The organism is Frigoribacterium sp. PhB24, assembly GCF_003755185.1.
Taxonomy (GTDB): Bacteria; Actinomycetota; Actinomycetes; order Actinomycetales; family Microbacteriaceae; genus Frigoribacterium.
On record NZ_RKIC01000017.1, the window covers coordinates 14,003 to 37,569 of the forward strand.

28 protein-coding genes are annotated in these 23,567 nt (G+C 64.7%); 9 read left to right on the forward strand and 19 right to left on the reverse strand.

The genetic code is table 11. The features are described from left to right. Window positions 1-5 precede the first annotated feature (5 nt). From EDF50_RS16220 to EDF50_RS16275, 12 genes are all read right to left on the reverse strand, one after another. On the reverse strand, window positions 6-446 hold the full coding sequence (locus EDF50_RS16220; protein WP_123520578.1) for a DUF4913 domain-containing protein: 441 nt from the start codon (window positions 444-446) through the stop codon (window positions 6-8). After that, the gene (locus EDF50_RS16225; RefSeq protein WP_123520551.1) at window positions 446-2,161 is read right to left on the reverse strand and encodes a type IV secretory system conjugative DNA transfer family protein; all 1,716 of its coding nucleotides are present in this window, start codon (window positions 2,159-2,161) and stop codon (window positions 446-448) included. The genes EDF50_RS16220 and EDF50_RS16225 overlap by 1 nt, the downstream gene beginning before the upstream one ends. Further along, entirely contained in the window at window positions 2,158-2,661 is a 504-nt protein-coding gene (locus EDF50_RS16230; protein WP_123520552.1) for a hypothetical protein, read from the reverse strand. Before EDF50_RS16230 ends, EDF50_RS16225 begins: the two co-directional genes overlap by 4 nt. A gap of 32 nt (window positions 2,662-2,693) precedes the next feature. After that, window positions 2,694-3,158 carry a hypothetical protein gene (locus EDF50_RS16235; protein WP_123520553.1) on the reverse strand — a complete coding sequence of 155 codons (465 nt, stop codon included), beginning with the start codon at window positions 3,156-3,158 and terminating at the stop codon, window positions 2,694-2,696. Further along, window positions 3,151-3,399, reverse strand: coding sequence for a hypothetical protein (locus tag EDF50_RS16240; protein WP_123520554.1), 249 nt, complete (start codon window positions 3,397-3,399; stop codon window positions 3,151-3,153). The genes EDF50_RS16235 and EDF50_RS16240 overlap by 8 nt, the downstream gene beginning before the upstream one ends. 9 nt (window positions 3,400-3,408) lie before the next feature. Beyond that, window positions 3,409-4,494, reverse strand: coding sequence for a hypothetical protein (locus EDF50_RS16245; protein WP_148076864.1), 1,086 nt, complete (start codon window positions 4,492-4,494; stop codon window positions 3,409-3,411). 9 nt (window positions 4,495-4,503) lie between these two features. Next, on the reverse strand, window positions 4,504-6,048 hold the full coding sequence (locus EDF50_RS16250) for an ATP/GTP-binding protein (protein ID WP_123520556.1): 1,545 nt from the start codon (window positions 6,046-6,048) through the stop codon (window positions 4,504-4,506). After that, complete coding sequence (locus EDF50_RS16255; RefSeq protein WP_233570683.1) at window positions 6,045-7,598, reverse strand: hypothetical protein; 1,554 nt, start codon at window positions 7,596-7,598, stop codon at window positions 6,045-6,047. The genes EDF50_RS16250 and EDF50_RS16255 overlap by 4 nt, the downstream gene beginning before the upstream one ends. 154 nt (window positions 7,599-7,752) lie before the next feature. After that, window positions 7,753-9,099: a hypothetical protein gene (locus tag EDF50_RS16260; RefSeq protein WP_148076865.1), complete on the reverse strand. Its 1,347-nt coding sequence runs from the start codon at window positions 9,097-9,099 to the stop codon at window positions 7,753-7,755. A 107-nt stretch (window positions 9,100-9,206) separates the two neighbouring features. Continuing rightward, window positions 9,207-9,935 carry a hypothetical protein gene (locus EDF50_RS16265; RefSeq protein ID WP_123520559.1) on the reverse strand — a complete coding sequence of 243 codons (729 nt, stop codon included), beginning with the start codon at window positions 9,933-9,935 and terminating at the stop codon, window positions 9,207-9,209. Between the two features lie 29 nt (window positions 9,936-9,964). Continuing rightward, complete coding sequence (locus EDF50_RS16270) at window positions 9,965-10,297, reverse strand: hypothetical protein (RefSeq protein ID WP_123520560.1); 333 nt, start codon at window positions 10,295-10,297, stop codon at window positions 9,965-9,967. Between the two features lie 11 nt (window positions 10,298-10,308). Then, window positions 10,309-11,487, reverse strand: a complete 1,179-nt coding sequence (locus EDF50_RS16275; protein ID WP_148076866.1) for a hypothetical protein — start codon at window positions 11,485-11,487, stop codon at window positions 10,309-10,311. Between the two features lie 130 nt (window positions 11,488-11,617). Between EDF50_RS16275 and EDF50_RS16280 the strand changes: the two genes are divergently transcribed. The 5 genes from EDF50_RS16280 to EDF50_RS16490 all read left to right on the forward strand — a co-directional run bounded on the left by EDF50_RS16280 (window position 11,618) and on the right by EDF50_RS16490 (window position 14,989). Then, complete coding sequence (locus EDF50_RS16280) at window positions 11,618-11,929, forward strand: helix-turn-helix transcriptional regulator (protein ID WP_123520562.1); 312 nt, start codon at window positions 11,618-11,620, stop codon at window positions 11,927-11,929. 119 nt (window positions 11,930-12,048) lie between these two features. Beyond that, window positions 12,049-12,783: a hypothetical protein gene (locus EDF50_RS16285; protein ID WP_123520563.1), complete on the forward strand. Its 735-nt coding sequence runs from the start codon at window positions 12,049-12,051 to the stop codon at window positions 12,781-12,783. A gap of 1 nt (window position 12,784) precedes the next feature. Continuing rightward, window positions 12,785-13,495 (forward strand): hypothetical protein, encoded by a 711-nt coding sequence (locus tag EDF50_RS16290; protein WP_123520564.1) that lies wholly within the window; start codon window positions 12,785-12,787, stop codon window positions 13,493-13,495. A 77-nt stretch (window positions 13,496-13,572) separates the two neighbouring features. Further along, window positions 13,573-13,812 (forward strand): hypothetical protein, encoded by a 240-nt coding sequence (locus tag EDF50_RS16295; protein WP_233570684.1) that lies wholly within the window; start codon window positions 13,573-13,575, stop codon window positions 13,810-13,812. A 406-nt stretch (window positions 13,813-14,218) separates the two neighbouring features. After that, a complete protein-coding gene (locus EDF50_RS16490; protein ID WP_148076867.1) occupies window positions 14,219-14,989 on the forward strand; it encodes a hypothetical protein in 771 nt (256 codons plus the stop codon). Between the two features lie 40 nt (window positions 14,990-15,029). Here EDF50_RS16490 and EDF50_RS16310 read toward each other — a convergent pair whose 3' ends face one another. Further along, a complete protein-coding gene (locus EDF50_RS16310; RefSeq protein ID WP_123520567.1) occupies window positions 15,030-15,347 on the reverse strand; it encodes a hypothetical protein in 318 nt (105 codons plus the stop codon). Between the two features lie 246 nt (window positions 15,348-15,593). Here EDF50_RS16310 and EDF50_RS16315 point away from each other — a divergent pair, with 246 nt between their 5' ends. The 3 genes from EDF50_RS16315 to EDF50_RS16755 all read left to right on the forward strand — a co-directional run bounded on the left by EDF50_RS16315 (window position 15,594) and on the right by EDF50_RS16755 (window position 16,769). Next, window positions 15,594-16,235: an AAA family ATPase gene (locus tag EDF50_RS16315; RefSeq protein ID WP_123520568.1), complete on the forward strand. Its 642-nt coding sequence runs from the start codon at window positions 15,594-15,596 to the stop codon at window positions 16,233-16,235. Next, window positions 16,235-16,549, forward strand: a complete 315-nt coding sequence (locus tag EDF50_RS16495; protein WP_148076868.1) for a hypothetical protein — start codon at window positions 16,235-16,237, stop codon at window positions 16,547-16,549. Before EDF50_RS16315 ends, EDF50_RS16495 begins: the two co-directional genes overlap by 1 nt. 70 nt (window positions 16,550-16,619) lie before the next feature. Continuing rightward, window positions 16,620-16,769, forward strand: a complete 150-nt coding sequence (locus EDF50_RS16755) for a hypothetical protein (RefSeq protein WP_158612756.1) — start codon at window positions 16,620-16,622, stop codon at window positions 16,767-16,769. 186 nt (window positions 16,770-16,955) lie between these two features. Here EDF50_RS16755 and EDF50_RS16500 read toward each other — a convergent pair whose 3' ends face one another. After that, the gene (locus EDF50_RS16500; protein ID WP_233570685.1) at window positions 16,956-18,092 is read right to left on the reverse strand and encodes a hypothetical protein; all 1,137 of its coding nucleotides are present in this window, start codon (window positions 18,090-18,092) and stop codon (window positions 16,956-16,958) included. A gap of 397 nt (window positions 18,093-18,489) precedes the next feature. Here EDF50_RS16500 and EDF50_RS16335 point away from each other — a divergent pair, with 397 nt between their 5' ends. Continuing rightward, complete coding sequence (locus EDF50_RS16335; protein ID WP_123520572.1) at window positions 18,490-19,089, forward strand: recombinase family protein; 600 nt, start codon at window positions 18,490-18,492, stop codon at window positions 19,087-19,089. Window positions 19,090-19,247: 158 nt separating this feature from the next. Here the strand turns inward: EDF50_RS16335 and EDF50_RS16340 are convergent, their stop codons facing one another. The 5 genes from EDF50_RS16340 to EDF50_RS16355 form a co-directional block, all read right to left on the reverse strand. Next, window positions 19,248-19,703, reverse strand: coding sequence for a CarD family transcriptional regulator (locus EDF50_RS16340; protein WP_123520573.1), 456 nt, complete (start codon window positions 19,701-19,703; stop codon window positions 19,248-19,250). A 33-nt stretch (window positions 19,704-19,736) separates the two neighbouring features. Further along, a complete protein-coding gene (locus tag EDF50_RS16345; RefSeq protein WP_123520574.1) occupies window positions 19,737-20,075 on the reverse strand; it encodes an Lsr2 family protein in 339 nt (112 codons plus the stop codon). A gap of 302 nt (window positions 20,076-20,377) precedes the next feature. Next, window positions 20,378-20,998, reverse strand: coding sequence for a hypothetical protein (locus EDF50_RS16505; protein ID WP_158612757.1), 621 nt, complete (start codon window positions 20,996-20,998; stop codon window positions 20,378-20,380). Window positions 20,999-21,036: 38 nt separating this feature from the next. After that, complete coding sequence (locus EDF50_RS16350; RefSeq protein ID WP_148076871.1) at window positions 21,037-22,116, reverse strand: DUF262 domain-containing protein; 1,080 nt, start codon at window positions 22,114-22,116, stop codon at window positions 21,037-21,039. Window positions 22,117-22,208: 92 nt separating this feature from the next. Next, window positions 22,209-23,309 carry a hypothetical protein gene (locus EDF50_RS16355; protein WP_123520576.1) on the reverse strand — a complete coding sequence of 367 codons (1,101 nt, stop codon included), beginning with the start codon at window positions 23,307-23,309 and terminating at the stop codon, window positions 22,209-22,211. Window positions 23,310-23,567: the final 258 nt, after the last annotated feature.

Here is a 23,567-nt window from a genome sequence, read left to right on the forward strand (position 1 = left end):
CGCATCTAACCTCGCCAGTCCACTGGTGGCATGGCCGGCACCGGAGCCACCCGCTTGTCGCTGCTGGACCAGAGGTGGCCGTGCTCGACGTCGCAGTTCCGGAACGGCCCCTTGTCGTGGAACAGGATCGCCCGGTGCGCGTCCCAGTGGTGAAGCCACCAGCTCGACAGTGCGCCGGCGTCCTCGTTCTCATCGAGGCCTATGTGCGCCACCCACAGAGCTTTGAGTCGTGCCACGGCCTCCGTGTGCTCCCACCACTCCGGGCACCACCTGATCTTCGCCTCCGCGGTGAAGAATTCCACCATGGCGAAATGCTCCTGCACCCACTCGGCAAACGAGACGTTCAGCGACGGCAGCGGGGCAGAGTCAGCAGGATCACCCGGGTTGTAGCCGTCTGCGTCTGCGTCGGAGATCTCGCCCGTGCCGAAGTCCGGCTCGTCGCTCATCACAGGGTCACCTCCGTGGCCACGGCAGCGGGAGCCGCGGCAGGTTCGGGATGCTTGATGCACCGCGTCAGCCCCTTGTCTTCAAACCAGGGCTTGGCCTTCATCATCACGGGCCGCCCGTTCGCGGGGAAGAGCACCATGTGCCACTTCGGCAGCGCTGCGAGCTGGGCGGCCGTGAGGCTCGACTGCCGGCGGGTGTTGGTCGACATGGAGAGCTGGCCGTCGCGGCCGGTCGATGACCCGTGGGTGACCTCGTCGTGCTCACCGGCCAGGTTCGACAGTGACTTGAGGAAGTCGTCGTCTTTCACCCCGGGGCCGAGGACGGCGATACGGGCGTTTGACCACATCGTGTCCCACCCGTTCTTGCCGAACGACTCGTACGCCTGCGACCGGGCCTGGAAGTAGGAGCTGATGATGATCCCGCGAGATCCCGCAACCGAGTACAGCGACGGCAGCTCGGGCCAGCGGACGATGTTCGCGCACTCGTCCAGCTCCATCACCAGCGGCACCCTAAGACGGCCGCCGTTACGGTTCGCTTCCTTCTCGGCCGCCTTGAACACCGCCCGCACCAGCGCCGTCAGGATCGCGCCCGCAGAGCCCGTCTCCTGAGCAGCCAGCAGCACCAGCGTGTCCGTGCTTCCAACGAACGCTGCCGGATCGAAGCGGCGCACGCCCTCGTTCCCGGCCGTGTCCGTCCACGCCAGCAGCTCGTCATACGCCAGCGCTGACGCCATCCGGTGAGCCGTGGCGAACGTCGACGTCCGGGTGCGCTCGTGGGTGGCGAGGATGCCCGTCACGACCGCTGCGGGCCCGACAAGGCCCGTGGATGTCAGACGGTTCGCAATCTCATCGCCGTCCTGGTCGGAGAGCCACTGCCACACGGTCGACAGCGGCAGATCGTCGTTCGCCGCGGCGAGGAACGCACACGCGAGCAGGTTCCGTCCCGAGGAGTCGAACTGGGCATCCCCGCCTCGCTCCTCACCGGTTTTGGTCGAGGCCTCGAAGATCCCCGCAAGCTCCTGCGCTGACTGGTACGACGTCACGGCACTGAGTGGGTTGAAGACGAAGTCAGGGGCGGCGTCGGCGTCGCGGTGGATGCCGTTCGGATCGAACAGGTACACCGACCCCAGATGCGAGCGGAGCGCCAACGCCTCCCGCACACCATCAGGCTTGGTGGAGGTGAGAACGAGGGCGCCCGGGGCGTCGGCCATGTGCCGCACGACAATGGCGCTGGTCTTGCCCTGCCGGTTGCCGAACACGTAAACGCCGGTGTCCTCCCACCCTTGGTAGAGCATCTTCTTCGACCCCAGGACCAGGCCCACTGCGAGGCCGGACGACGACACCGCCAGGGACGGGTGCAGCCGGCGGACCTCGGCACGCCGCGCCTTCTCGAGGAAGCTCCGCACCTCTCCCTTGGAGGCCAGATGCTCGTTCGACACAGCTCCGCGCTTGTTCGCCGCCCGTCGTGCACGCCACGCCAGTAGGACCGTGAAGAGCACCAGCACGAGGATGACGCCAACGATGGCTGCCGGAGTCGCGGCCGACGGCCACGGGGTGCCCCGCATGACCATGTCGCCGCCCAGCCGGAAGATGTTCCACGAGTACTCGTGGCCCGTGGGGGTCATAGCCGCACCGACGTGAACGGCGAGGTACACCGCTCCGAGGATCATCGCCAGGAGAACGCCGGTCAGGACTTTGGCTCTGACGTCGCTCATGCGACGTTCTCCGTCGACGCGCCTTCGTCGAGGACCCCGGGGTCGGCCAGCAGCTCGGGCAGGTCTGCGGCGTCCTGGTCCCGGTTGTCGATCCACCAGCGGGCCCGGTCGAGGGGCCGCGCCGCCTCGAGTACCTGGGCCTGGAACTCAGCGTCGCTCATCTGGTCGGTTTCGACCAGCGCCTCATACGCACCCCGGATCAGCTCACCTCGGACGCGCAGCGCCCACGGGACCTGCTTCTCGGTGCCGACCAGGTCGACGGGCAGGCCGTCGCGCTCCGCGTCGGCCCGCAGCGCCTCCGCCTCGGCCGCGTGCCGATCGTCGCGCTCCTTCTCGCTCTCACCCGTGCCGCTGTCCTTTTTGAAGCAACGGCCGCACACCAGGTGCTCGCCGTACCACCGTGCCGACGCAGCACGCTTGCCGGCGGGCTTGTCGGACAGGTCGCGGTTCTCGGTGTGGCCGCACGTGTATGTGACGGGCCAGACAGTTTTGATAGCCATGGTGTTCTCCTTCGGTGGTGAGTCGGTGAGGCCTAGCTGAGGTATGTGTCGGAGCCGCTGCCCGGTGGGCTGAGCTTGTGGAGCAACTGCCGGGCGATACGCGCTTCGGCGTCGTCTCCGGCGAACCGCTCGGCTATCGACAGGTCGACCCCCGCCATCAGGGCCATTTCGGAGGGCATGACGCGGTGCACGCTGAGCTGTTTCAGCAGCGCGTCACGGTCGGGGCGGGTCTCTTTTTCGAGGCGTTTGCTGGCCCGGTAGGTCTCGTGCAACCAGTGCATGACCCGGCGGATCTTCTGCACGTCGAGGTCGACGTCGACGCCGTTGACGACGTACCGCAGCTCGACCGTCGCGCCGGTTCGAGCTGCGAGCTCGGAGCGGTGGCAGGTCAGGGTCTCGTCAAGCCACAGCCCCCGCGTGACGACCTCGTGGTCGGGGTTGGTCACCGTCCAGTCCTCGCCCGCGAGGACCGCCGTCGACGTCGTCGTCTCAGCCACGGATGAGCACTCCGAGGACCCCGACGACGACCACGACCACGACCACGGTCAGACCACCGATCAGGGCGAGGCTCTTCTGGGCGCTCAGCCCGGCACGGCGCAGAACACCGGTGCCCCAGAGCACGAGCAGCACCAGCACCACGCCGGCGCCGACGTACGTTGCCCCGATCAGGAACGAGGCGACGTCGTCAAGGAACGGCAGCGGCGGCCTGGTGGGCTGGGGGTTGGGGATAGCAAGCATGGTGGTCTCCTAGCTGTTGCTGGTGAGCTTCATGGGTTGGGTGCCGTTGCCGTCGACCTGGACGTGGAAGTGGTTGCAGCCGTCCGCGAACTCGGGCGTCTGCTTGGGGAAGGTCAGCCCCGCAGCGGCCCGGCACTGCGACTGGCCGAAACCAGATCCATCGGCCATCAGGGGGTCGAGGATCTTGAGGAGCTTCATCGAGTTCGCGTCGGCGCCCGTGACGGGGATGCGCTCGAGTGAGTAGAAGTCCACGGCGTGCCCGCCGCCGTTGACGACGTGCATCGAGGCGTTGCCGGCACCGGGGCGCTGCCCCGTGCAGAGCCGGTTAATGTCCGAGATCCCGACTTGCTGGAACGTGTTCGTGGCCACGGTGATGATTTGCAGCACGCGGGTGTCGATGCCGCAGTTCGGGTGAACCTCCCCGGCGGCGATCCAGCGGATCTCGCGAAGGTGGTCGGGTGAGAGCCCGGTGATCTGACCGGCGTCGATCTTCGCCGTCAGGCCCTTCGCGAGGGCCTGCGCGTCACCGCTGACCGACGTCGACGCGCACGCGGCGTCACCGCCGCCGGCAAGGGCCGTGACGACCTTCTCTGCGGACGCAAAGAACCGCGTGTAGTGGTTCGGGTCGGCGTTGATCTGCGCCCTGTGGGCGGCCTCGGTCGGCGTCAGGGTCTCCCAGTTCGGCACCTTCACCAGGCGCTCGAAGAAGAACGTTGCCGCCTTCGTGGGGTTCATCCGCTCGGCGAGGGTGCCCCAGGTGTCGCGCTGCTGGAACAGCCCGCGGGAGTCGGGGCCGGCGGTGTCGCCGTACTCGATATTCCGCAGGGTCGACTCGCCCATGGCGGTCATGACGGCGATGGTCTGCCCCTTCGCGTTGACCCCGAGCGCTGCGCCGGCGTTCATGATCGCCGCGGCATTCACGAGCTGGTCGCCGGAGTACCCGTCGACGGCCGCCGCCGTCTCGGCCGCGGTCGTGTCCGCGGTGACGGTGGCGCAGGCGTTCTGCCCGGAACCGCCGCCACCGAGGAGCAGCACGCCGGTGAACAGCACAACCAGCAGGGTCACCACACCCGCCTGTAGAGCACGCTTTCCCATGGCTGGCCCCTACAAGCTCGACGGGGCGGCGCCACCGGCCATGCCCTCGTCGGTGTTGGTCACGGCTGTCTCCCACTGGCTGCGGACGTGGCGCATGTGGGTAGCGGGGTTGGAGCCGTACTTGAACACGCAGTGCCCGGGCTCGAGGTTCATCAGAGTCTCGGCTGCGTCCGGGTTCAGCCCGAACGTGTCGGTGACCCAGCGGGCGTCCTCGGGCCGGTCCTGCCGGTAGGCGTAGATCGTCTGTGCCTCTTGCACGACCGTGTAGCCCTCGGAACCTGCGGGAATGTCGGTGCCCTTGTGCATCACGAACACGTTCGAGATCCCCAAGGAGCGGGAGAGCTTCTGGTTGGCCTTCACAAGCCTCGCCGACGGGCCGGCGATCATGTGCCAGCCCTCCTCGTAGACCACATTCGTGATCCAGCCGCGCTCCCGCATCAGCCGTCCAAGGAGCCACTGGTGACCAATCGACATGATCGTCGGGATGGCGGGTCCGTCGCTGGGGAGCTGGGAGACGTCGAACACGGTGAGCTTGTGCGCGAGGTCGACGTCTTTGCTGGTCTCGCCGTCGAAGACGTCGCCATAGGCCGTGAGCAGGTTCTTTAATCCGAGCTGTATCGAGATCCCGGCCTGGTGGTACCGCTCTTTCGCCTCGGCCGAGTAGCCGAGATCCGTCGGGACGTGCCCGAGGTACGGCAGCAGGTCCGCCATCGTGGCGGCCCGGTCGCCTTCTTTGTCCGCGAACAGGCGTTGCAGGGCGTACTGGGTCGCGTTCTCCTCCCACTCCGTTGCGGGCTTGTCGTCGCGCGCGATGCGGGCCACAGCGTTCACGAGCTGCATCTGCCCGATCAGACCACTGCCCTGCACGATCAGCGGATCGAGCAGGTTCAGCCGGGTGCCGTGACCGTCGGGTGAGAACCGCAGCGGCTCCGACCCGAGCTGACGGGCGACCCCGGAGTACTCGCCCTCGTCGCCCTGGTCCTTCTTGTCGAACACGACGGCGCGGTGCTTGGCCAGCAGCAGCGGGCGGATCACCATCGTCGTCTTCACGAACGAGGACTTACCCGACCCCACGGTCCCCATCACGAGGACGTTCGGGCTTGTCAGCTTCCGAGGGGTCGCGTTGTACGCAGTCGGGGCGTCGTGGCTGATCATCGTCGACGACAAATTGTCGGTGCCGTTGACGACACCCTCGACCCCCGTCGGGGCACCGATGATGCCGGTGTTCAAGATCTCCGCCTGCTTCGTCGTCGACGGAGCCCCCTGGATGCGCGGGGCGTACCAGCCCCGTGCCGCGGGTCCCGAAGCCAGGCGCAGCTTCCCACCGGGGAGCGAGTGCGGAGACACCTCCACCGACCGCTCTGCCGGAGCGCCCTCGACGGTCGCACCGGTGATGACGGGGGCCAGCAGTTCCGGCGGCACGAACACGCGCAGCAGCGGGACACCCGCGAGCGGGTGCCGACGGGCCTTCGTGGCGTCGGCCGCCGTGGGCTCCGCTGGGACCGACCGCTCGGCCTTTTTCTGCTTCCGGGTCTTCGGCGTCGTGTCGGTCATGAGATCGCTTCTTTCTCGCTACGACCGGCCAGGCGGGACACCGCTCGGCCAGCCAAGGTGGATGCGTCAGGGCGCAGACCCCGGCCAATGGGCCAGGTCGCACCGGAGGCGGCCGACTGGAACGAGTCCTGCCAGTCGAGGCGCTCGATCCCGAGCCCTGTTGCGCAGACCTCCTCCAGCTGACGCGAGGCCTTTGCGAGCTCATCGCGGCTCGTGGCCGAGATCGTCACGTACCCGACCCACTCGACGCCGTGGTGGTGTGAGCCCGCGGCGAGATCCGCCTTCCGGCGCTCGGCCGCGCCGAGACCCATCTGGGTCTCGTCGTTGACAAGGCGGCCCTTTTGCTGCGCGGCGTAGATCGCCGATCCGTCCCGAACGGCGTCCTGGCGGGCCTTCGCCTTCGCCTGTGCTGCCGGAACCAGGTGCAGGTGGAATGCGATGGTTCGAACGACCTTTAGCTCACGCCCGATCAGCAGATCCAGCAGCCACAACGGCGTACGCCCGGCCACGGCTAGGTTCTCGCCGTGGATCGCGGCCGTGCGGTGCCACCACTGGACGGCCGGCGCGTTCTCGATGGGGTCACCGGGGGCGAGGAACGTCGGGTCGATACCGTCAACGACGTGCGCGCTGAACTCGTCATGAGAGGTCAGCCCGAACCGTGCCGGGTTGACCTTCCTGATCTGATCGATCGGCAGGTGCGGGTTCTGCTGGTGCAGCATCAGCGCCGCGGTCTGCTTCGCCGTCAGCGGGGCGACGTCGCCTTCCTTGGCGTCCCGAAGGCCGCGAACGGTCGAGTTGATCTCGTCCGCCATGAAGGACCGCCAGGCCTCCCGTCCGGTGCCGAACTTCGCCGCGGCGTCCGTGAAGGCCTGCGTGATCGGCCACGACACCACGACGTAGTGCCGCTGCACCATCGACCCGGCACTGGCGAGGCGGATCACGTCGTCGTAGGAGCGCGTCTGGTCACCCCAGGAGGTCCACTGCTCGGGAGTCCACGGTCGCTCGGGTGTTTCCCGCTCGAGGCGGTCGGCGACCCAGAGCTGCTGCCTCGCCGAGTCCGGCGGCAGCACCCGTGTCATGGGCTGCACGTCGCTAATCAGCGACGACGGGGCCGCCCGGCGGGCCAGGAACCGGCCCCACCCCGACGACGCCCGAAGAAGCGCCTCGGCGGTCTCCATGCCGCGGAGCTGCCCGGAGACACTGAAAGCTACGGAGAGGTATTCCGACTCCCCCACGGGCGAGTGCCAGGCGATGCCGGGAACGTTCGCCCCGTACTGCAACCACCCCATGCCGTCGGCGCCTTCGGGGTTGGCACGCATCTGTCGCATGAGGCGCGCAGCGTCCGCCTGCTCAGCCTTCGACCCGGTACGGGCCTGTTCCTCGAGCAGCCCCCACGTCTCGTCGTCGTAGGGCGTGAACATGTCCGTTCCGAGCCGCTTCCGAGCGGCCCAGCGCTTCCGCTTCCGGCGCCGCTGGATCAGCGACCCGCGATGCGTCTTCGCTGTCATCAGGAATGTCAGCCCGGCCGCGATAGCAGCGACGATCAGCACCCACACCTGCTGGAGGACGATCATGCCGATCATCCCGGCCACGACGATGATCGCCAGGGCAATCGAGCGCCCCTTGGAGGCGGTGCCGCCGAAGAAGCCGCGGTGACCTGCCTCACCGCCGAGGAACCTCACGGTCGAGGGGGCCTGCCCTACGTCACTCATTGGTGGAGTCCTTTCCGTAGTGCTCGTCGTGGTCCTGGATCGGGTCGACGGCGGTCTGTGCAACCGCGTCATTGGCCTCCTTGCCTGCGTCGGCGGCGGCCATGGCACCGGCGGCGATCATGGTCGGGATGCCGACCGCAGCACCGACACCGGTTGAGGACTCGGCCGCCCCTGCGGCAGCCATGCCGCCCTCGGCCGTTGCTGCGCCGGTGGCCGCACCGGCGCCCGCTCCCGCACCGCCTCCCGCCGTGGAGGCACCGACGGTCTCGCCGGCGGTCGCGCAGGAGCCGGCACCCTTGGTCGCCGACGTCACCGACGACGTCGGCTCCTCGCTCTCAGCCCCGGCGTTGCCTGCCGCCTTCGTCGACGACCCACCACCACCGGTGCTGTTGCTCGATCCGCCGCCACCGGAGCCGTCGCTGTCGCTGCTGCTACCGGACTGCTGGCTTACTCGAGAGTCGGCCTGCTGCATGGACGAGGAGCCGACCGTCGGCCCAGCCGGCGCCGAGCCCATGCCGCCTGTCGGAATGACGGGTGCGAACTTCGTCAGCAGCAGGGGCGAGAGCCCCGCCATCAGCAGCGCCAGCAGCGACACGACCAGGTTGACGGTGCGCTGCAATGAGGGCGTCTCGGAGAAGACGGTGAGGTTCGCCCCCACCATGAAGTACGCCACCGCGAGCAGGAAGAACAGCAGCGGGTGCGAGGCGAGGATGCCGAACCAGAGGTAGGCAATCTTCGTCCCGAACTTCCGTTTAGAGGGATCGATGATCCACACCAGGCCCAGCGGGAACAGGATGCCGGTGAAGTAGAGGGTGATGAGCTGCACGATCAGAATCAGCACCACGACCAGCAGGCCCAGCAGCATCAGGAACAGCAAGATCACGCCGATGACCGCCCCGCCAGCGAGTCCTGCCCCGTTGTCGTCCTCGGAGAGCATGGCGGTGAACTGGTCCACGATCTGACCGGAGTTGGTGTTGATGCCCCAAGCGATGATCGATTCCGTGAGCGCTCCGAAGAACTGCACGAGGACCGTGCCGACCGCGGGCCCGAACGCGGCGCTGATGAGGAACAGGGGCGCGTAGAGACCCAGTGCTTCGGCGGTGTCGCGGCCTGACTGCTGGCCCCTGGCTGTCCGCACGAGCTGCGGAATCAGCAGCGCGACCATGACGAAGATCGCCAGGCCGAAGCTGATCGCGTACGACCGGAGGAACCAGTCGGTCGTGAGATCCGGCAGGGTCGCTTTCGTGATCGCGGGCATGACCGTCTCGGACAGACCCCGGTTGGCGTCCTGCAACATGTTGAAGGTGTTCCCCGCCGGATCAGACCAAAAATCGGCCACAGATCCGACCGTGTCGATGCCCTTACCGACGGCGTCGACAACATCACTGCCCTCGACGCCGACACACACGACGGGACCGAGCGCGCACGCCGGGCTCAGGGGGTCCATCAGCAGCCGCCCGTATAGCGATTACCGCCAGCGGCAAGCTTGTCCTGGTCAGGCGTCAACCCCTGTTCGATGTGCCAGGCGTCGTCTTCCCAAACCATGATGTAACCGGCAACGGTGCTGAGCGCGGGGCTCAGTGCGCCGTCGACCACGTAACCCTCCGCGAGCTCGACGAACACACGATCTCCCGTGGACTCCTCGAGGACGCGCCACAGGCCATTGGTGGTCGAGATATGGAACGGAGCACCTGCGTCCACCGTCCCGGCCGCCATGTTGTCGCCAGCTGCTTCGTACGCCGCGGGCAGGTCTCGGAACGAGGCCGGCGAGGAGGACGACATAAGGTTGTCAGTCACAGCGTTGGCCTCAGCGTCGGCGGGGTAGGGGTACTGCCAGAGGAACCGGTAGAACGCGGTGGCGACCTCGACGGCACCGTAGGTGCTGTGCTTGGCCTCGCTCTGAGCTGTGAGCACCATGTCGGCGTTCCGTTCCTGACCGCCGAGGCACCCGGTGGGAGGCACGTCATCCTCGTTGTCCCCTGCCCCAGAGGTGTCCCCCGTGGGGGCAGCGGTCGGTGCCGTTGACGCCGGCGCCGACGTCGTGGGGGCCGCGACCTGCTCGTCGTCGGGGCGGGTGGCGGCGAACGCCACTCCCCCGACGATGGCCACAGTGGCGACTCCGCCGACGATGACGAACGGCCAGCGGCTTGTTCCTGCTGCGGTGTGCATGCGCATACGCGCCTCCTAGCGGTGAGTGGGGGTGCTTAGCCGGCGAAGGTCAGCACAGCGCCGACGATGAGCGCCAGGGCCGCGAGGGCACCAAGAGCGACGAGAGCCCAGAGGGCCTTCTTCCGGCCGACGGCGTGCTGCTGCGGGTTCGGGTTGACGTCACCCGAGGCCCCGGCCATGCCGACAACACCGACGATCAGGTACACGATGGCGATAAGGATCGCGACGCCCCAGATCGCGGCGATGAGCTTCTGCCAGAGGGCGGTGAACTCCGTTCCGCCAAACGAGAAGTCAGGGATGATGCCGTTCAGCGGGTTCTGGACAGCGAGCGGGAGCCGGGCTGCGGCGGTGAGGATCAAGTCGTTCATGGTGTGACCTTTCAGTCGTTGGAGACGTTGTCTTGAAGGGTGCGGACGACCGCCGCCGCGGCGGCGACGAACGCCTCACGGGTCACGGGCTGGAGCTTGCCGAGAGTGATCTCGCCGCGCTCTGCGATGTGGGCGTCATAGGGAATGTCGAGGAGGGTGTTCATCCCTGCGTCTCGCAGGAGCCGTTCGACTTCCTCACCCACGACGGGGCTCTCGGGCCGCCCGTCGTGCATACGAAGGATCACGGCTGTGTCGGCGAGCTTCTTCGGGGCACCGCCGGCAGCTCGGAGCTGGCGAAGCAGCTCGAGCGCGTCGATCACGGCGTCACCGGCGTTCGTGATCGGGATCACGAGCACGTCCGTCACCGACACGGCCCCTTGGAAAGCCTCGGCGCGGTACACGTTCCCGGAGTCCATGACGCGGATGCTGTAGAACTCGTCGACGACCTTGGAGACGTTGACGACGTCCTCGCCGGACAGGCGTGGCCGCTCGGGCGCGGAGCCGATGACGTCAGCGAACGATGTCTGCGGGGCGGTGTAGCCCTTGAGCTGCCCGGCGGTCTTGATCTGAGCTATGTCGCGAACCAGCTCCCCCATACCAAGACGCGGCGTGCCCTCGGCCCGGAGGCGCAAAGCGCCCGAGTCGTCAGCAGCGTCAATGACGGCGACCGAACCGCCCTTGATCGCAGCCATGGTCCCGGACAGCAGCACTGACGCGGGCGTCTTGCCCACGCCGCCCTTACGGTTCGCGACGAGGACCGATACGGCCCTCGTCCACACCGCCCGCCTAACCTCTTCCTCGAACCGGGCCTGCCGCTCCGCGTGCTCGCGACGCGCCACCTCCTGCGGGCGGGGCTTCGTGGACAGGCCGAGCTTGGCGAGGAATCCCTGCCACCCCGACGTCGGCTTAGAGGCCGGAGCGTCAGCCAGGACGGTGGGTGCTCCCCCGAACAGGATCGAGGTCGAGTCCGACCGGGCCGGGGCGGCCACGGCTGCCGGCGGGGCCGGCGAGATCTCCGGCGCCTCTCTCGCCGTCGCGGTCTCGACAGGCGCGTCGACCTGGCCGGGCATCGGCGGCAGAACGGGCAGGCCGCCCTCCGCTTCGGCAGGCTTTGCCGTACGCCGGGACGTCGGAGCGCCAATGGTGTCTTCCTCCATGTACTCGCTAGCGCGCGAGGCGCCGCCGAACACCCTGCCGCTCTGGTTTGAATCGCTCACCTTGTTCTCCTATCTCGACTGCTTGTCCCGGCCGTTCGCCGGTTGTTTGCGAAGTCTTGTTATATCTTAAAGCTTAGCAAGTCTTCGCCCGTAAACTAGGGGCGTGTCCGCCCTCTCCGCTGCCGACGCAGCGCGCCTCGACGAGGCGTGCGCGACCATCGCAGCCACGCCCGCCCGACTGCGGACGCTCCGCGTCGTCATGGACGGCGGCGACGTCACGGCGAAGGACGTCATGGAGGCGCTGGACCTAACGCGGAGCGCCGTGGGCTACCACCTAACCGCCCTCACCGAGGCCGGCATGATCCACGAACGACGCGCCACTCACCCCCGCGGCCGCGGCCCGATCATCTACTGGTCCGCGGATCGCGAAGCAATCCACGACCTCAGAGACACCCTGAATAAGCACCTGACTTGACCCCCGTCCGGGTGCCAACGATACATAATTCCTACGACAGTTGATTCATAATGGGCACTAGTCCCCCCAAGGGACGACTGCTCCGTACCCCACCCGTGGGTCCCAGGAAAGGAGCGCCCGTGTCCGTAGCGGCCGCCGCTTTCAAGCACTGGGCGAGCACTGTCGATCTCCCCTCCGGAGCCCTCCCCCTCGCACGCGCGATCGGTGTCAATCGCACAACCGTGCAGGCGCAGCTCCTCCGCGGCCGCGTCCGTGAGGCGGTCGTCATCGCCGCCGCGCGCGCGGTCGGAGTCGAGCCTGTCGTCGCCCTGTCGAGCTTCGACGAGTACCACGAGCTGCACCGGGAAATGCGCCCACCGCTACCAGTCGAGATCCTGTCCCAGGTCACACTCACGGACGTATCGATCGAGCTGCTGCGCCGCCGCAACACCGCATACGGCGACGCGATCGCTGCGGTGCGCATGTGGGAGGACCCGCCCCAGCCGGACGGGCTCAGAACATGGATCGACGCCGTCGACCCCGGCCACATCCGCCGTGACCTTGCAGAACGCCTCGGGATCGCTCCCCCCAACCTCTCGGCTCAGATCACCGCCAACAAGATGCGGCCCCGCCACCTCGTCGAGGCCGCCCGCATCGCCAACACCTCCTTGACGAGCGGGCTCGCTGTGGGCGGGGTGATTACTCTTCAAGAGGCCGGCTGGCCGGATGGTGCTCGCTCCCACGCGGTCACGCATCTGTCAGACGTCGCCCTGAACGACCTCGTCCAGGCGCGCCTCGCGGCCGCGCAACGCGGGGCCCGACGCCTTGCCGCAGATAGCGCTGAGGCGCGACGAATCGAAGAAACGCTGGGCTGACATGCTGACCGGATACCTCATCGCCGTAGTCCTCGCCGCCTTGGCCCTGACCCGCCTTCCCGGCGCAATCCGCGGCAGGAACATGCTCATCGCCTCCTCGGCCGCCGCGATCGTGCTCGCCTTCGCCCTCATTACCCCGGACGTCTACGCCGCCCTAGACCGCTTCTCCCCCATCCCGAACCTGGTCGACCTGGTGGCCAAGCTCGCCCTGTTCACGGGCCTGCTCCTCGCCGGGACACAGGTCGCCCGGGCATGGAGGGCCCCTGAGACGCAGCGCCGCATCTCAGGCCTGCCCGGCGTCCTCGTCTTTCTCGGCGTCTTCGTCGCGGAAGTCGTCATCTTCGCCGTCGTGCATACCACCAGCTCGGTCCCCGACCTCGCAGACAACCTCTCGAGCCCACTCGTGCGGCTCTACTCGACCCTCGCAACGGCCTACCCCGCCTACATCGCCGCACTGCTCCTCCCCCACGTCCGCAAGGGCCTCAGCTCCTCGCAGGGCGCGACCAAAGCGACATCGCGCTTCCTATTCGTCGGCTTTGTTCTGGCCGGCGTGCGCTTCGTGCTCGGCCTCGTGACATTGCTCCTGCCAGCGACGTACTACGTCGGGCAGGTCGTCAGCGGCGTGGCCGCGATCTTCGTCGCACTAGGCCTCGCTACAGCGTTCTTCGCCCGCCTCGGCCGCCAGCGGGCCGCCCAACGTCAGTACAGCTAGACACCCCGGTACAAACTCTCGGACGACACGCCGCCACAGTTGCCACTTAAGTTGAGGCTTACGGTTAACTGAGGCGCATGGCCACTAGACGCCGCCGACGAGGCGAGGTCCTGGACCCCAAGCAGCTCGGCTACTTGGTCTCCGGGTCCACAAAAGACCGTTTCGACGCGGTGGCAGATCTGGCCGACATCGGCAGCTCTGAACTGATCGAGCTGCTGATTCTTCGGATGCTCGACAACGAGCTGACCGATCAGGGCATCCCCGCATGGCTGCCTCAGAAAGACCGTAGCGAGGAGCTGCCCATCAACACGGCTTAACGAGAAAGGCCCCCGCTTTCGCGAGGGCCTAAAGCTCTTAGCTCAAACCTGGTGAAGTTTGCCGACTGAACAGGATTTGAGCTCCTAGGTAAAGAACCGGCTTCTCAGGGCCGGGCCTTTGACGTACCCACTTGGGCGACCAAGTGAGAACGGACTCATCATAACTCCCGTTTCTGCGCCTGCGCACCCCCATGTCTCCGGCGTGTCCGGGCATTCCGTGTCCCCAGAACGCCCGACACGTCCCGGGCGGTCCCACCACATCGGCCGGCGACGCCCGCCGCGACCCTCACAGGCCTTCTCCCGCCCCGGCGGCTCGTACCCCCTGCCAGTACCCGACAGCGCCTACAAGGGCCTCTGCCTGCCGACCTCGCGCCGCGCATGGCTCAACCGGCTCCTGGCCATCGTCATGTCGCCTGCCGGCGACACCCACCGCCGCCGCGTGTCCATTCGGCTGAGCACGTTCATGAAGTTCGCGGAAGCCGAAGCATCCATGGCCGGCGCCCGAGACGGCCGAGGCATCACCACATCGCACGACACCCTCGCCCGCATGGTCGGCATGAGCAAGATCACCGCCCGCCGAGCCCGAGCCCTCATGGAGGCCCTGGGCTGCCTGGCGACCGTCGAGCCCGGCCGCTACCTCACCCGCGTGGAACGCCTCGCAGCCACCGCCCGACACGGCGGCCAGCAGCTACGCGCCGCATCCGTCCGCGCCCTGACCATGCCGGAAATCAACGATTCAGCTCTAAATGAGCACCTAGCTACCGCTTCACGGTTTAACCCGACCACCCACCCTCTTAACTCCAATCCAAGGCGCGGCAAGCCGCACTCGGAGCCCGCTCCGCGGGCACAGCAACAACAGAAGCGGGCAAAATTCGTTCCCGGAGCTGACCAACCTCGACCACTCCCCTTGCAACGCCTCGCCGCCCGACTCGTGAGCAGCATCCCGTGGCTACCGGACGACCTCTCCACGCTCCGTGTGCAGCGAATCGTGCACCGATCCGGCTTCGACGCCGACCGGTACAGCTACCCCGACCTGATCCACATTTGGCAGGCCGTTGACGCGGGCCTCGACCAAACGCCGAAGAACGCCGGGGACGTCACCGATCCCGAGGCGTACCTAGTCGTCCGCATGAAGCTCGCGGCCACCTACGCCCTGTGGCATCCGGTTAGGCCGTGACGCCCATGAAGGGTCGTTTGATGACACTAATATCTCGCCGTCAACTCACGCCGACGACGCTGTGATGGGTCCACGTCTCGCCCAGCTCGTCGGCCGGCGGCTCCCCCGGCCCTCGCAGGGCCCGCAGCCAATTGCGCTCTGCGGCCGCGAACATCAGGGCATCCAAAACACTTGGCCGGCGCACCAGCCACCGCCGCTCCCCCGGCGTCACGCCGTCGCCGTAGACGTTGACGTGAAGCACGTCGTGACCGTCGCTCCGCGTGATCCGCACCCACACCAGAGGACGCGCCGAATCGTCGTCCTCGATCCGAGCCCGGCCGGTCCGATTGTCGTTCCAAGCGAGCTGGAACCGGGTCATCTTTCGAGCTTCGCACGCGGCTACGAGACGCCAGTTCAGAACCAGGCTGCACGCGGGTTCACTCCGCTCCCCCTTGCCGTTGAAGGGTCGTAGTGACGGAGGTAGCACTTGCTAGCAGTGATCGAAATAGCAACTGCTAGCACTTGATAGCTAAGCCCCGATCTGATAGCTTTTGATAGCAGCAGCTGGCATTAGCTAGCCCGGCTAGCACTTGATAGCCATTGATAGCAGCAGGAAAGGGGAGTCGTGATTACGCTCTTTGGCGGGACGAAAGGCGGGGCGGGTAAGACCACCGCTGCGATCAACACCGCGACCGCACTCGCACACACCGGGGCCCGCGTGATCCTCGTCGACGTCGACAAGCAGCGCAGTGCCGCCAAGTGGCACGCCCGCCGGGTCGAAGCCGGTCACGAGCCCGCGATGACGCTGGTCGAGAAGCAGGGCAACGTGTACGCCACGATCGTCGACCTCGACAAGCACTATGACCACGTGATCGTCGACGCGGCCGGCGACGACAATCAGGAAATGCGAACGGCCATGACCGCCGCGGACCTCATGATCGTTGTCCTGCGCCCTAGTCAGCTCGACGTGGAGACGCTGGAAGAGTTCACCGACGTCATCGACACGGCGAAGGACTTCAACCCCGAGCTACAGGTGCGGAGCCTCATCACCCAGGCCCCGACGAACCACAACGAGACAGAGACGGTCGACGTCACCGAGTACATCGTCGAGTTCCCCCAAGTGAAGCCCCTTGAAACCGTCCTCTACCTCCGCAAGGCCTACCGCGACTCCCTCGCGGACGGACGCGGCGTGATCGAAGTGCCAGGCGGCCCCGGCAAGAAGGCTCGAGCCGAGATTCAGGAACTAGTCGCGGAGGTGTACGCGTAATGGTGATCGCACGCAACAAGAAGAACCCCACGGCAGACCCGGCTGCGATCGCGGCGTTCGGCGCAGCGGCCGAAGTTCGGCCTGCCACGCCGGAGCCGGGCGCGCCGACCAAGGCCCGCGCTCCACGCGCCGTGACGCCGGCCGCGCAAGCTGGCGAGGAGAAGGCACCGCCGAAATCGAGTCTGGTCCGCTGGGCCGGCGAGGAGGAGACGCGCGACCGGCTCATTGCCTACTCCGCTGCCGAGCGGTACAAGATGCAGGACCTGATGGTGAAGGCCATGCAACTCGGGATGGATCAGCTCGAAGGTCGTTAAGGACTGTTAGCACCGGCCGCTATCCCAAGCTAGCGACTGCTAGCACCTGATATCAACCGGGGGAGAGAGCATGACCATAACCGACCAGGAACTCGTCGACAGCATCGCTGCCGTCCTGCCCGTCCCGACGAAGGGGACTGCTGTCGATTCGTTGACTCGTCTTGGTTGGGTTTCAGGCCGCGTGAGCGGCTTGTATGTTGATTATCTCGAACTCGATTAGTCATCCCCGTCTTCGGAATCGTTCTTCGTGGCAAAGACAGACCCCGTTGCGCTTTCGGTGACTTGGCCGACTATCTGGCCGGTTTCAGCGCCGTGCGTGAGGTATCCAAGGGCAGTCTGGGACGCATCGGAATCCGCATCGCTGTTGTCGCCGGCGATGCTGTCTTCGTAGTCGGGTCGAGCCATGTCATTGACCAATCACTTCGAGGGCGTAGACGAGGGAGAGCGAGATAGTTCCGGCGCCGAGCAAAATGAACCCCACCCACACCCACGTGGCTCGGTTCCGCAGGTCATTTTCGTGGTTGGCCACGACCTGAGCTTTGTTGCGGACAATTTCGGCCTCGACAACCGCGGCCGATTTCGTTGAATCGACGTACAGGTCCACCAGGCGTTGGGCTTGCAGCCCGAGGCGTTTGCCAGGGCGGAGTGCCGCCGCGGCGCAGAATATTGCCAAGCTCGCCAAGACGAGGGCGCAAACACCAATGACGCCGGCTGTTGTCCACAGCTGCGCTGTAGATGCCGCAACGATGACGCCTGCCGTCACGGCAAGAAAGGACGCCTTGTTCAGCACCGAGGCTGCCCGGGTACCGGAGTCCACCACGAGGGCGTCAAGCTCCTGATTGAGCAGGCGGATTCGCGCAAACCGCGCCCGAGCATGATCGGTCATCACGGCTTCGTCACCCCCAGTCGGTGTGCCGCTGGGGGAAGGCTCGGAGCTCATGGTTCGACCGTAGTCGTGACTACCGTCGATGGCAGCGGAAGGCGCTGACTCAGGGGCATGCACCTCGCGAGCCGAGTCTCGGATATGTCCGGTCGCGGAGCTGCTGCGGGCGTCCGTGAACACTTGATGCCAGCTTCTTGCCATGGCACGTCGCCTGTCCCGGCGGCCGCCCTCGAGCCAGACCAGGATTACCGCGAGGGCAAGACCGCCGAGACTCCAGGCAACCCATCGGAAGAGTGAGTTGATGAAGCCTTGAGATGCGTCTGCATCAGCTGGGGTGAGTTGGTCGGCGAAGCCGAGGTAGGCGGCGAGGATGGCGGCCACGACAGCCGTGACGACTGTTGCGAGACTTGCAAGTCCCGAAACGAGCGCTGAGGCGCCGACGCCCCGGTTGCCCGCTTCGTGCGTAAGGGCATCCCGCTGCAGGAGGAGCAGGGTTGCGCGCTGAACTTCAGGTGGTTCCTCGAGGAACCGTGCCACTCGAAGGTCGATGTGGCGAAGTGTCTCGTACGTGGTGTGCCGGTGAGCACGATCGACATCGTCGTCTCGGCGAAACATCTCTCGGAATCTGAGTCGGGTGTAGGGCCAATCGATGTGTTTCACGCGCGGGTCACTCTTCGTTGGCGCGGTCGAGAGCATCGAGGATCATGTCGAGCTCCTCGTCTTCCATCGCCCCATAGGTCGTCAGGTCACTCGCGTCGTATCGGCCGGTCATCATCCGACCGTAACCAGCCAGGCAAGCGAGATGGCAGCCCCACAACGGGCACCAACCCCCATCTGCCACGCCGCCAGGAAGAGCTGTGATTTAGAGTCCGCACGCTCCACACTCCAGCTCTGGCGCATTTGATCAGGTAAATGAGCGCCCGTAGAGGCCGGCCACATAGCATGCATAAGTGGTGTTTGGGTATACCCCAGCACAACGGATGCCAGGAGGTGCGGCGCGCGTGGCGTTGGAGCGTGTTCTGCGTCTTTCGCCACAGGTGTGTGTCAGGGTCTAAGGATGGTGCAGCACAAAACACAGATTGTTGCGTACGTCCGAGTGAGCTCGGTGGATCAAAACCTTGGCCGGCAGCTCGAGGCCGTCGGTGACGTTGACCGGGTCTTCGAGGAGAAGGTCTCGGGCGGGTCGAGGGCGGACCGGGTCGCGCTCCTTGACTGCATCCGGTACGTCCGTGAGGGCGATGTGGTTAAAGTCGCCTCGATGGACCGGCTCGCACGGTCGCTTGGGGATCTTCGGGAGATCGTGGACGAGATCACGGGCAAGGGGGCCTCGGTGGTGTTCATGAAAGAGCAGCAGACCTACAGCCGTGACACGGACGATGCGATTGGCCGGCTGATGCTGAATCTATTGGGGGCTTTCGCGGAGTTCGAGCGGACCCTGATTCGTGAGCGGCAGCGGGAGGGCATTCGTCTTGCCCAAGCGGCGGGCAAGTACAAGGGCAGGTCTCAGAAGCTGACCATGGAGCAGCTCGTCGACGTGCGTCGACTAATCGAGTCCGGAGTCCCAAAGGCGAAGGTTGCCCGGGATCTGGGCATCGACCGAACGACTCTGTACAGGGCCCTTGCGCGAGGCGCGGGGGAGGGGCTGACGGTGGAATGAGAAAAACACCCCCACGCTGGTCACGGACGTGAGGCGCTTTCTTCCCCGCGGGACCTGGGAAGGGGGCGGGGAGCTTGATGCACCTGCAGGGTCAGTGTGATCGCCATCCGTATGGAGACTCCCACCTGTGGGCGACCGGCTCTACGCGGTGGGAGTCCTTAGGACCTCGAGCAGTTCCGTGTCGGCATTCTCCGTCGTGATTTTGTTTTGTTAGCGAGGGCGAGTTCGGAGACGAGGATTTGCCGGGCGCGAGAGAGCATTTCTTTCTCGCTGACGGAAATGCCCTTGTCTTGTTCTCGTCGCCATACGTCACGGACGACTTCAGCGACTTTGTAGACGTCGCCGCTGAGCATCTTGGCTTGATTGTCTTTGAACCATCGGGACCAGTTAGTGGCCTCTTCGACGACTGCGACACGAAGAAGGTCGTAGCCCCTGTGGACGCCTGCCTGGTCGATGACGTCGCGGACTCCGAGGTCTGCTGCAGTCTCGATGGCGGCCTGGATGACGAGGTCGCTGCTGTGGACGCGGAGGGCCATGTACTTGGTCGGTGTGCCCTTGACGTTCCTCGTGGTAAGGCCAGTGATCGTGACGGCGCCGTGGTGGGGATAGACCAATGTCTTCCCGAGCCTGTAGGTGGCGGGTACCGGCTACTGGGCGGCGTTGTACGCGTCACGCACCGCGGCGGAGATCCGGCCGCGGCTTGAGACTGCGTGCCCGTTCTTCTCGGCCCAGTCGCGGATCTTCTGCAGCTCCGCCGGGTCCGACTTTGCCGTGGATGTGCGAGCTGCCGTCTTCCGGCCGCTTATCTTTCGACCGGCGGCGACGTACGGAGCCAGGGCCTTGTTCAGCTCCTCGGCGTGTGCCTGGCTGAGGTCGATCTCGTACGAGACCCCCTCGAGCGCAAACGTGACGGTTTTGCCTACTCCATCGGAGAGGGCGGTGCCATCGAGGTCATCGACAAGCTGAACAAAAGTTTTCTGGGCCATTAGTCATCTCCAAGTCATGACCGCCTCGTTTCTGCGGACCCCTTGAGCTTATCCGTCTTCGCCGCATATCAAGAAACTTTCCAATCCTTCGAGCGCCATATGTCTCGAATCCCTAAGAACTTGACAGTCAGCCAGCAAGTTCTTAGTCGCGACTTAAAGTGGAAGGCGGCCCTGGCGTTTCGCGGAGCATCGTGAACATAAACTGCCCAGGCCAAAGTCGTCTGGAACGCGTCCCGCCTTGCAATCATATGGGCCCTAGCCCTCGACGCGTGATACCCCGCATCATTATGGTTGCTTTGCCGTCAAAAGGCTGCGGAACTGGCCAATGCGGCGAGGCAGTCCTTCCATTCCGAGAAGGCCTCGATTCCCGAGCGACGCTCACGTAAATGAGTAGATAAATCCACAAAGGGTGACCGCGCAAAGGCTAGAACATCATTGAGAGTCGGCTGGCTCTTATGCGCAACGAAGTTGCGGCAGAGTCGAATTTCTTTAAGAGGATTCGCCACAGCGATGGGGCCAAGGTGGACCGTGCTAGCGCCCACGGCATTTACAATAATGTAACCGTTTTGCAGGCCAAGAAAATTGACAATATCTGCAAGGCAATTCGGGTCGGCCCAGGCGGGTTCCCCATTGTTGATCCTGAAGTTATTACCACTTCTATTAGCGATTAGATCTGCAAGTACCTGCGATTCATTTCGATTATTGGTGGGAACGTAAGTATTTCCACTCAATCCGGTTACGGGTCTTGAGGCGGAATAAATGACTATGCTTCGCACAAAACGAGTCCAGGAGTCCCAGAGAGAGATTAAGCAGCCATCTTCTGCGGGCGTGTAGGCAAATTGAAAACCCACAACAGTGCGAGCCCCCTTATGGTTTGTAAAAACGGACTCGATCTCATCGAGCTCTCTTACAAAGTCATCCATGACATCAGCGAGTGTTCCAGTGCCGACTGCGGACATGGTTATTCGGCGTATCGACCTGTCAGAGCCTGGCAGAAGTGTTCGAACCTCGTTTGGCGGCTCTTCATCCTCTGCGTCGATGCGCGTGCCTCGCGGAACTGCTGAAACCTTGCACCGGGCTGATCGCTGGCCAGAGCTGTGTTCAGCACCGCCAACGAGTCACGCACTCGACGATCATCTACTAGGAGCTCATTCGGGGAAGGAACGCTGTCCATGTCGAGGCGTCCCGCAGGCAAAACGCCACGCGCGTACATAACGGCGGCGAGAAGCATAAGGAAATGGGGCCTTTGAACCAGGGGCTCATTGGCCAAGTCCACGACGAGCTCGCTCGTCTCGTCCAATAGTTGTCTCAGTAAGTCAGTGCCGGGCAGGTGCTCAATGTCTCGTGTTCGTGTTTGCTCGTAAAAGCGAGTGATGTCGGCCTCGGAGCCGGTGATGACTCCACGGTCCAGGAACGCAAATGCTTCCGCTACAAAGGTTTGGTCTACCATTCGAACGCGTTCGCGTTCGGAAATAACGCCAAGTGACCAAACGGCCCCAAGTTGCGGCGAGAGCTCTTTTACTAAGTCGCTAAAGTCTGTATCGAAACGGGCATTTCTAAGCTCGGCCTCGCTCACAGGAATTGCATACGAATTAATTCTGACAAAAACTTCGAGGACATCATCGTCGGTTGCATTAAGTAATTGCTCGCAGGTTAGCTTGTAACTGAGAAATCTATCTTTCAGATCACCATCTAGAGTGTCATAACGATCTCCTCTAAATTCTTTAGCTTTCGCGCCGAGAGTTAATTTGCCGGAGGCGAAGTCAATAATTGTGCGTAGTCGCTGTTGACCGTCCACAACGTCTCGTATAGTGCGTCGACTGTCGCGGTCGACTTCGGTTCGCAGGAGCAACTTCGGAATTGGATAACCGCGCAGAATCGAGTCGATAAGATAGGTCCGGGCCTGAGATGACCACACGGAGCCGCGCTGAAACTTGGGGTTCAGTACTAGTTCTTTATCGTCATTCCACTTCAGAAAGTCTGCAATGGTGTAAGTCTGCGGAGTAGTGCCCTGCATCGTGTCCCCTGTCGTCGGTCTCACACTAGCGGTCCTAAATTGGACAGTGCCACCCCCATGACACGGAGACAGGTCGCGTCAGCAAGGATTCGCTATCTCACGCTCACTGGAGGTCTTTACGGCAGTGCGTAAGTGATCGCCGCGATGACGTCCGCCACCTGATAGCCGGGATGCACTTCAACCAACGTCATCCCATGGTCGAGGCACAGCCCCCGCTTCGTAGCGTCGCGCATTTGTTGACGCTCGAAGGCTTCCTGACCGCCAAAGAAATCCACGGGGCGAGAGTGCTGAACGCCTTGATATTCGATCGCGATGTTGCGACCACGGAAAACCATGTCGAGCGACTGCGGTGCGAGCCACCACGGTCGCGCCTGGTGGTCCACGATCTCGTCCGGGAACGCGTCTCTGAGTTGATTGAGCAGGCGGACCTCGGCTACCAGGCCCTCACCGACGCGAGGTAGCCCTGCGGCCTCTCTCGCGCGGTTCTCCGATTCTCGAAAGAGAGGCCGGCACAGGGCGCGAATCAAACCCTCGAAGGCGTACGGGTTGGCGCGGTTCCATTCTGCTGGGATAGGGCGGGCATAGCCACCGAAACCCTCGAACGCGGTCAGTGGCACTGGTCCGAAGGTCCGACCATAGGAAATGAGCTGGGCGATCTGATCTACGGAATAGTCGGCACCGAGGGATTCATAGAGGCTCTGCGAGATAGCTTCGATGGGTTCATCGGCATGCAATCGCGCCCAGAGGTGCCCGACGACACTGATGCCGTGTCGATCATGGAAGTCATCGAGCTCGGATTGCAAGTCGTCGAGGACGGCGTCGATATTTACCCACCCTGCCTTCGTGACGTTCGAGGACCCCCACCTCATTACTTGCCACGCCTCCGCACGGGGTTGCAGCACGTCGCCAAGACCGACGAACGACACGAGCCTCCGGTGACCGTACGTCAGCTCGAGTGCTTCGCCCCATTCCTCCCGGAGAAAGTGCATGTCGGCGAGACACCGCCGTGCCTCGCTCTGCGCTACCGATCTTGGATACGCGGCGACGATGCGCGCCATGCCGTCCATTGCTGCTCGTGGATCGACATCCCAGGCCGCCAGGAGCTCGTGCATCATGACGACCGGGTAGCCGAACTGGCCGTCGACGTCCATTGTCTCGCCAGCCAAGAATCGGGGCTTGTAGTGCTTGGTGAAGAAGGAGCGCTGCAGGCGGTTCATGGCTGGCGATTCTTCGCCCGAGTCCACCTCGAACCGGTGGATTCGTGGAGACGGGGGATGGTCGGACATAAATCGATGATGCCATCGGGTTCGCCCACGCAGAATGCGTAGAAGGCCGGTTTGTTCTTGCATCGATGCTGCCTCGTTGCACAGGCAGGAACGCCTGGCTATGTCAACTTAGGCCGGACCCACCAGGGCAATCTAAGCGGGACCCAGGGCGCTGTGTAGCGAGGGATACTGGGGTATGCGCGTGGAGAT

Coding starts and splice junctions, on each gene's coding strand:
- EDF50_RS16220 (WP_123520578.1), bottom strand. CDS start 446: ATGAGCGACGAGCCGGACTTCGGCACGGGCGAGATCTCCGACGCAGAC.
- EDF50_RS16225 (WP_123520551.1), bottom strand. CDS start 2,161: ATGAGCGACGTCAGAGCCAAAGTCCTGACCGGCGTTCTCCTGGCGATG.
- EDF50_RS16230 (WP_123520552.1), bottom strand. CDS start 2,661: ATGGCTATCAAAACTGTCTGGCCCGTCACATACACGTGCGGCCACACC.
- EDF50_RS16240 (WP_123520554.1), bottom strand. CDS start 3,399: ATGCTTGCTATCCCCAACCCCCAGCCCACCAGGCCGCCGCTGCCGTTC.
- EDF50_RS16245 (WP_148076864.1), bottom strand. CDS start 4,494: ATGGGAAAGCGTGCTCTACAGGCGGGTGTGGTGACCCTGCTGGTTGTG.
- EDF50_RS16250 (WP_123520556.1), bottom strand. CDS start 6,048: ATGACCGACACGACGCCGAAGACCCGGAAGCAGAAAAAGGCCGAGCGG.
- EDF50_RS16265 (WP_123520559.1), bottom strand. CDS start 9,935: ATGCGCATGCACACCGCAGCAGGAACAAGCCGCTGGCCGTTCGTCATC.
- EDF50_RS16270 (WP_123520560.1), bottom strand. CDS start 10,297: ATGAACGACTTGATCCTCACCGCCGCAGCCCGGCTCCCGCTCGCTGTC.
- EDF50_RS16290 (WP_123520564.1), top strand. CDS start 12,785: ATGCTGACCGGATACCTCATCGCCGTAGTCCTCGCCGCCTTGGCCCTG.
- EDF50_RS16295 (WP_233570684.1), top strand. CDS start 13,573: ATGGCCACTAGACGCCGCCGACGAGGCGAGGTCCTGGACCCCAAGCAG.
- EDF50_RS16490 (WP_148076867.1), top strand. CDS start 14,219: ATGTCGCCTGCCGGCGACACCCACCGCCGCCGCGTGTCCATTCGGCTG.
- EDF50_RS16310 (WP_123520567.1), bottom strand. CDS start 15,347: ATGACCCGGTTCCAGCTCGCTTGGAACGACAATCGGACCGGCCGGGCT.
- EDF50_RS16495 (WP_148076868.1), top strand. CDS start 16,235: ATGGTGATCGCACGCAACAAGAAGAACCCCACGGCAGACCCGGCTGCG.
- EDF50_RS16755 (WP_158612756.1), top strand. CDS start 16,620: ATGACCATAACCGACCAGGAACTCGTCGACAGCATCGCTGCCGTCCTG.
- EDF50_RS16335 (WP_123520572.1), top strand. CDS start 18,490: ATGGTGCAGCACAAAACACAGATTGTTGCGTACGTCCGAGTGAGCTCG.
- EDF50_RS16345 (WP_123520574.1), bottom strand. CDS start 20,075: ATGGCCCAGAAAACTTTTGTTCAGCTTGTCGATGACCTCGATGGCACC.
- EDF50_RS16505 (WP_158612757.1), bottom strand. CDS start 20,998: ATGGATGACTTTGTAAGAGAGCTCGATGAGATCGAGTCCGTTTTTACA.
- EDF50_RS16355 (WP_123520576.1), bottom strand. CDS start 23,309: ATGAACCGCCTGCAGCGCTCCTTCTTCACCAAGCACTACAAGCCCCGA.